The following is a 6,782-nucleotide window of genomic DNA, read 5'->3' on the forward strand; positions in this document are numbered from 1 at the left end:
TACTCAGGTTCGTAGAACCGCACTCGGGTTTCAAAGGGGCGACCCTTTGGCACGCCGATAGGATGCAGGCACGCCGACGGTACAAACGCAGTTTGTATACGCTCGGTCTCGTGCCTGTATACAGTCGGTGTCGTGCCTGTATACAGTCGGTGTCGTGCCTGAAGGCAGTGAATCATGTTCTAACGGGCGGGCGGAGGGATACACAAAGAGACACAAAAAAGGGCACACACTACAAAGCACAGGACACACAAAGAGGCACATAAAAGGACACGAAATCAGTTGGTTGGACACAAAACAGGACACACAATGGGGCGCATTCAAGACTTACGGGGTTGTATGAGGGAGATCCAAAAAGAAAGTGTCCATAGGGAATGAAAAAACTGCTCAACCGCCAACCCCTACAGAAAGCCTACTAAAGCCCTACCGTTCACCCACAGAACACCTACTGCATACCTACTGCATACCTACGGAATGCCTACAAAATGGATTACAGAATGAAGTACATGGAGCTAAGGGAGATGACAAAATAGGGTACAAAACGGATGACAGGTTACGAGCCCACAAAAAGACCTACAAAATAGCCCACACCTCACCCAAGCGACCCACAAAAAACCCCACAAAATCGGATGGCTAATTTGATGAATCAAAAAGGTAATTTGAAGGACATTCCAGAGGAGCAATTCAGTAAGTACGACGTTGCGGACCATTTGACTAGCCGTGTGGAGATCGCGGCATACCTAGAAGCCGCCAAGGAAGAGAACGATCCATCCCTCCTTGCTGCTGTCATGGAGGACATTCACCGAATCGAAGCACGGCAGAGCAAAGGAGACAGCCAGTGACATATCGCCCATTGACGACAAAGGAAATGGCAGAGCTACGGGAAGAGATGAGGGCTGCCGGAGAATGGGCGAGAACGGTCTTAGGGCAAGAGCGGCGGCAAACGCGAGCAGTTTGCGAATCCTGCCCTAGCACCTCAAATTTCGTACGTACGAAAAAACCAACCCCGCTCCGTGGATAAGCCCTACTGCCCACAGGCCAAAAACACGGCCTGATGGACAGCCCTTCGGGAACGGGCTTAACCACCTCGCCAAGATCCTCTCTCTATTATGAAGAGCTCAAAGACAACGGCCTAAAGGCCGCGCGAAAAAGGATGTCGCAAAGCTCCCCAGTTAGCGGGCTCTCCTATCTTTCCGCTGCGCTTCAAGATAGGAGAGCCCTCCTGCTTGGCTACGTTAAAAATGACGTAGTTACACAAGATAGACTCGCCTTGCTCCGGACTATCGAGACCGCTTGCGGCAGCTCCCTCTCACGCGCTCCAGAGACACACCCCGTCCTTGCTGCATCTGCTTTAGCCCCCGCCTGATGGCCAGACTGCCGCGCCGTTTTTTAAGAGCTGGCCGTGGTTGGTTCCCCGTTACGCTCTGCTTGCAAATGCCCCACGGTTGCGAATCGTGGGCGGCTGTGGTGCGCGATCGCACGCTGGGCAGTATGTGAGATTTCCCCGTTCTGCCCGACCAACCACACCCACAAACGGCAACAAACTCATGCTTCCAATCCGTGCGGGTACGACAACGCGCCAAAGGTGGTGGCCTTCGGTAACAGGTGATCGGAGAGGGGGAGATACTTGAACAGCGGGCCGCACGCGGCTAAACTGAGGGGGTACTTAACGGTATCTGCTTCCTCTCACCGAAGCTGTTACCCACCGGATTCCGAAGCCTGCCAGCCTAGGAACACCGGGCAAAGAACCCACCTTACGGTGGGTTTTTTGTTTGCGTGAAACAGGTTACGCCGGATCCAAGGATCCGATCAAGATCATTTGAGCCAAAAAATCTTACCTGATTGACTATTCATGCAACGAACGGTATAAAGCGCGGCATTTGGGGTGTCGCCAAGCGGTAAGGCAGCGGGTTTTGATCTCGCCATACCTAGGTTCGAATCCTAGCACCCCAGCCAATTATCATGCCGTCCAATCAATAGAATTCAATATTGTTGCTTTAATCGGTCTTTTTTCATCCCAGAAAATCATTGATGATATAGCTCCCAAAACCGGTTTGGATTGAAGCTTATCAAGCGCATCCAAAGCCTCCTGCTCAAGATCAAAAGAGAGGAAATATACCGTATCATCAAAAACAACAGGTTTGTTATCAATTGGTGCAACAAGGGTAAAGGATAGCTTTTTATATAACCCGCAAATAGCTATTTTCCATGGTTTGAATGTATATTCACCGACCCCAAAAACTGAAAACCTAGGGTTCTTCTTATATATAACGCTCTTTCTTCCATCAAGCTTGTCAGCATGAGATATTAAATAGCGCCACGCTTTAGGGTATTTAGTTTCAATGTATGATGTATCTTCACCAACACGTTCTTGCGTGACTATAACAAATCTATTATCCCACCCTTTCCCACTACCCACTCGAGAGCCTTTCAATAAAGGGTAAACCACCTCAACCTCAATGTCTACAACATCACCATAGCCGTTAACCAGCACACCATCATGTTGTTTTAGCTCCATAACAGATGATGCGTCGTGCTTCATTCCTGACCTCCATTTTTGGGGGGGGGATGAAACAAATCGACTTGATAACTCAAATGTATCTATATCACTTACAAGAAACCCTTTCCTATGACCACACAACCGCCCAGTCTTATCACTGAAAGATTCAAAAACTTTATAGTCATACGATGGCTTAACCTGTGAATCTATTCGCATTATAAAAAAGCAAGCATCCACAGATGCGCCAAACTCTTTTCTTGCATCAACGGTTATTATCTCTGAGTAATAACATCCTATTTTATGCTTCTCAACATAAGAAAGTATTTTCCTTGCCACTGCTGTCTTAAGCATGATTGCTATATCAATTTTTTTTCCTGGCGACCATTTGAGCATATCAATCATCATCCACTCTGATATGTCAAAATTTGCCTTACCAGTTATCGCGTCCAACCCACCAAGACCAACCACATTGTCTTTTTCTGGAACGTTATAACTATCAATTTTACTCTGGACGGTGTTGGTCACCCATGGCAAGTTCCCCAAAACAAGCAGATTACCATCCACATCAGACGACTTACCTACCCAGTCATAACGAAAAAAGTCACCATGCTCGATAGATACTACATTTTGGAGAGGGTGACCACACAACGCCCCCTCAAGCACATCGAGATAATCACTGTTAATGTCAATACCATAAACTTTCTTCGTGGATGGGAAGTAATTCACTGATGCAATAACAAATGCCCCAACACCACAAGTTGGCTCAATAATAACATCAGGAGAAACCCCTAAAGTAACCAAACGCTCACAGGCTATCTCTGCTAATTCTAGCGGCGTTTGGAAATCACCAAACTCAATTTTCTCTTTACTCATAAAAAGGCAGCCCGATAAATAGCGTGAACACCATCATAATTACCAGCCCACTCAATAGCTCTTGTATACTGAAGTCGCCATTGCAAAGCATTTGATATTGTAAGGCAGCCTATTTGAGGTCTATTTATCAATATTTCCCTTGCCAAATCCCTAGCACCTATATCATCAACAGGAAGGTTTTTATCCATAAATAACGCAATAAGATCTGCTTCTGAACCATCATTATCAAGTACCTGAGCAATACTAGATGTCAGCTGGTAGTCAGCTGTTTTATTCGGTTCAACATATATGGTACTAGATATATTCAATCTCGCCGTTCTATTTTCAGGGGAATCTGATTTATCATAGACAAAAATTATAAGACCATACCCCAACCCATACACCTTTTGTCTGGCAGATCTGAACGGGCATGAAGACTGAGGCTGCCTCGCACTTGTAACTTTCATGTCAACATTTAAACTAGGAAAGTCAATCCCTCTTGCTGAATTACCAACCTCAAACTGATACCTCGCTAAAAGGTAATTTCTAAACTTCTGCTCTAAATATGTTCCAACTGCCTTTCCATCCGTAACACCAAATAATGTCGGTTCATTATGAACAGATTCCTGACGAGAAAAGTCCCGCGCCTCACGACATAAATCCATCAGAGTTAAAACCATAAAATCCCCAAAAATTTCCCAACGAAAGAAGCAAAGCTTCAAGTGAAACAAACAAGATATCGAATCGAAACAACACCTTTCGTTTCAATACATTGTTTATAACCATTACACCCAATCTTACCTCTCCCCCACTCCGAACTCATAACACTCTAAAAATGATCTCAGTGCTCTAGAATTCACTGCGCCTAACGCCTTTTATGTTCAATTGCGATTTTTAGCAGCTAAAACGGGGCGCTGGCGGCAAACAGGCCGCCTGTATCGCGTTTTGGGGCGTTTCGACACACAAGGCAGGGCGTTTACTGCATGAAAGTTTGCAACGCTTCTGAGGCGGTTTGAGGGCAGGATCCTGCGGGGTATGGTTTCGGCCTGTTTTTGCATCCTGCGGCTTGTTTCGGTATCTTGCCCCACCCTTCGAGGTGCACCCGATCAGATAAGCCGCCTCGATGGTGGGAAAGTGGGGCCGCTGGCCCCAGTTTTTCGCCCCCCGCCTCGCCCTGCAAATGCCTCACTTCTGTCCCAGTTCTGTCCCAGTTCTGTACCGGTTCTGTCCCACTTTTGTACCGGATCTGTACCGCTTTTGTACCGGATCTGTACCGCTATCCGCTTCGCGGTGTTCCAGTACCCCCGAACAGTGCAGCCCTTAACGACATAGCCACTCTTCACGCCGTCATTCCTCCCTTAAAAACGGTGGTCCACAGCCATACACATTACGCACCAGCAAGACTGGTGTAACTCATTGAAAGAAAAGGAGTATTTAATCAGAGGCGTGTCGTGAAAATGGTGGCAAAAACGCCATAACTGTGTGAGTAGAATAAAGTTTCGTTACTAAGTAATAAAGAATCATACTGAGTATTAAAGATTCATACTTAAATGGCAGCGATCAGAGTACACTGCCATTTCTAAAACGTTTATGCCCCATTCCTTCTTAGACCTTGTATCTACTTCAAATTGCAGGCTTCCGTTTAAGGTTACTTTACCTAATGGCGGACATCAGTAATCTATTGGGTTCCTTTTCTCTGTGGCTTTTTAAGCGGATAACTTTTTTCAATGGTGCCGCGTACTTTGAACGTTAACATAGAGGCTCAGGGCGCTATTTTACCCCCTTAAAATAGGCAAAATGAGGGTTTTTAAGATCTTGATTTTTAGTGTTTTTATTTTGGTGATGTGATGTGGCTTTGATGGTAGTGTTGCGTCCAGTTCATCATAGGAGTCAACATGGAAACCTACCGTCACACATATCGACACCACAGTTTTTCACATCAAGATCTAAGTGATATTACTTTCACTGCTTGCACCTTTATCCGATGCGATTTTCGACGTGCTAACTTGCGTGATGCGACATTTATTAACTGCAAGTTCATTGAACAGGGTGATATCGAAGGTTGCCATTTTGATGTCGCAGACCTTCGCGATGCAAGTTTCCAACAATGCCAGCTTGCGATGGCAAACTTTAGTAACGCCAATTGCTACGGTATTGAGTTACGTGAGTGTGATTTAAAAGGGGCCAACTTTTCCCGAGCAAACTTTGCCAATCAAGTGAGTAATCGTATGTACTTTTGCTCAGCCTTTATTACTGGATGTAACCTGTCTTATGCCAATATGGAGCGGGTCTGTTTAGAAAAATGTGAGCTGTTTGAAAATCGCTGGATAGGGACTCACCTCGCGGGCGCATCACTGAAAGAGTCAGACTTAAGTCGAGGTGTTTTTTCTGAAGATGTCTGGGGACAGTTTAGCCTACAGGGTGCTAATTTATGTCACGCCGAACTCGACGGTTTAGATCCTCGAAAAGTCGATACATCAGGTATCAAAATTGCCAGCTGGCAACAAGAACAGCTTCTCGAAGCGTTGGGTATTGTTGTTTTTCCTGACTAGATGCTTACGAATACCTGCTGATAAACTATACACAACATTAATACATTTTCTAATTCAAATCACCAGAGCTAGATCAATACTTCTAGCTCATTCTTGTCCAGAAACGTGTTTGAATGGGGCCAATCAATCTGTGGATGCTCAAGACAACCAGTATGATACTTTATTACTCAGTTGTAGCGTGACTCAGATTTTGTAGTAGGAATTAGTATGAATCTTTATTTCTGGGTGAGTATCATTTAGAACGGTACAAACAGGGTTACTTGACTGCTTAGTATGAAACTTTATTCCTCTCCTACAATAACAGCATGATCTTAATGCTGTTTTTATGGTTGCCCCCCCCAAGAGGAACAAATCGCTCGGAACATCGAGCGCGTCCGGCGAACGCCTGCGGGGGCAATAGGTGAAGCAAAACGGAGTCCATCAGGGTGGGGCCACTGGCCCCACCCTGTGGAGAGCAGGGCAGCACTCCCGAACGGGAGCGACTAGCGCAGTCTGTCGCGCCCCGTTCGGGAGTCGGTAAGCGCAGCGCGGCAGCCTTAACGACTGCTTAGATCCACCTCGATGCGGCGAAAACCGATGGTGTGCGCCGTGTTAACCCCTGCATCGATGGTCTTAAAGACCCGCCAGCCTCCGCGCTGGCGTTCCAGCACTTCCGTTTCTGCATTGCGGCCAAACTTCACCAGGTGAAGATGGTAGCCGGCACCCATCGGGGTCGGGGCGATCACCGCCTTGGCAAAACCCCCTTGTTCAAATACCCACTTCGCCTTGATCTCTTCCATATCAAAAACCTGTTTTGATGATTCATATCTACGTTATGACACCAACGCAGCCAAACATCAAATTAGAATTACGAACCATCAAACTCTTATTTTGATTGGCGT

Annotated in this window: 5 protein-coding genes and 1 tRNA gene; 3 read left to right on the forward strand and 3 right to left on the reverse strand. The window is 46.2% G+C overall.

From position 1 onward, the window contains the following. Positions 1-638: 638 nt before the first annotated feature. Entirely contained in the window at positions 639-839 is a 201-nt protein-coding gene (locus tag C3F36_RS23115) for a hypothetical protein (RefSeq protein ID WP_104456150.1), read from the forward strand. Between the two features lie 1,039 nt (positions 840-1,878). Then, positions 1,879-1,953, forward strand: a tRNA-Gln gene (locus tag C3F36_RS23120). Between the two features lie 4 nt (positions 1,954-1,957). Here the strand turns inward: C3F36_RS23120 and C3F36_RS23125 are convergent. Both C3F36_RS23125 and C3F36_RS23130 read right to left on the reverse strand, forming a co-directional pair. Then, positions 1,958-3,370, reverse strand: coding sequence for a type I restriction-modification system subunit M (locus tag C3F36_RS23125; protein ID WP_104456151.1), 1,413 nt, complete (start codon positions 3,368-3,370; stop codon positions 1,958-1,960). Continuing rightward, on the reverse strand, positions 3,367-4,029 hold the full coding sequence (locus C3F36_RS23130; protein ID WP_104456152.1) for a restriction endonuclease: 663 nt from the start codon (positions 4,027-4,029) through the stop codon (positions 3,367-3,369). The genes C3F36_RS23125 and C3F36_RS23130 overlap by 4 nt, the downstream gene beginning before the upstream one ends. Positions 4,030-5,244: 1,215 nt before the next feature. On the opposite strand from C3F36_RS23130, the gene C3F36_RS23135 reads away from it, so the two are divergent. Next, positions 5,245-5,901, forward strand: a complete 657-nt coding sequence (locus tag C3F36_RS23135; protein ID WP_012537714.1) for a quinolone resistance pentapeptide repeat protein QnrS2 — start codon at positions 5,245-5,247, stop codon at positions 5,899-5,901. Positions 5,902-6,437: 536 nt separating this feature from the next. On the opposite strand, the gene C3F36_RS23140 is transcribed toward C3F36_RS23135, so the two are convergent. Beyond that, complete coding sequence (locus tag C3F36_RS23140; RefSeq protein WP_042469152.1) at positions 6,438-6,680, reverse strand: hypothetical protein; 243 nt, start codon at positions 6,678-6,680, stop codon at positions 6,438-6,440. Positions 6,681-6,782 lie beyond the last annotated feature (102 nt).

It is taken from the genome of Aeromonas sp. ASNIH2 (genome assembly GCF_002934795.1).
Taxonomy (GTDB): domain Bacteria; phylum Pseudomonadota; class Gammaproteobacteria; order Enterobacterales; family Aeromonadaceae; genus Aeromonas; species Aeromonas caviae.

Coding starts and splice junctions, on each gene's coding strand:
- C3F36_RS23130 (WP_104456152.1), bottom strand. CDS start 4,029: ATGGTTTTAACTCTGATGGATTTATGTCGTGAGGCGCGGGACTTTTCT.
- C3F36_RS23115 (WP_104456150.1), top strand. CDS start 639: ATGAATCAAAAAGGTAATTTGAAGGACATTCCAGAGGAGCAATTCAGT.
- C3F36_RS23140 (WP_042469152.1), bottom strand. CDS start 6,680: ATGGAAGAGATCAAGGCGAAGTGGGTATTTGAACAAGGGGGTTTTGCC.
- C3F36_RS23125 (WP_104456151.1), bottom strand. CDS start 3,370: ATGAGTAAAGAGAAAATTGAGTTTGGTGATTTCCAAACGCCGCTAGAA.
- C3F36_RS23135 (WP_012537714.1), top strand. CDS start 5,245: ATGGAAACCTACCGTCACACATATCGACACCACAGTTTTTCACATCAA.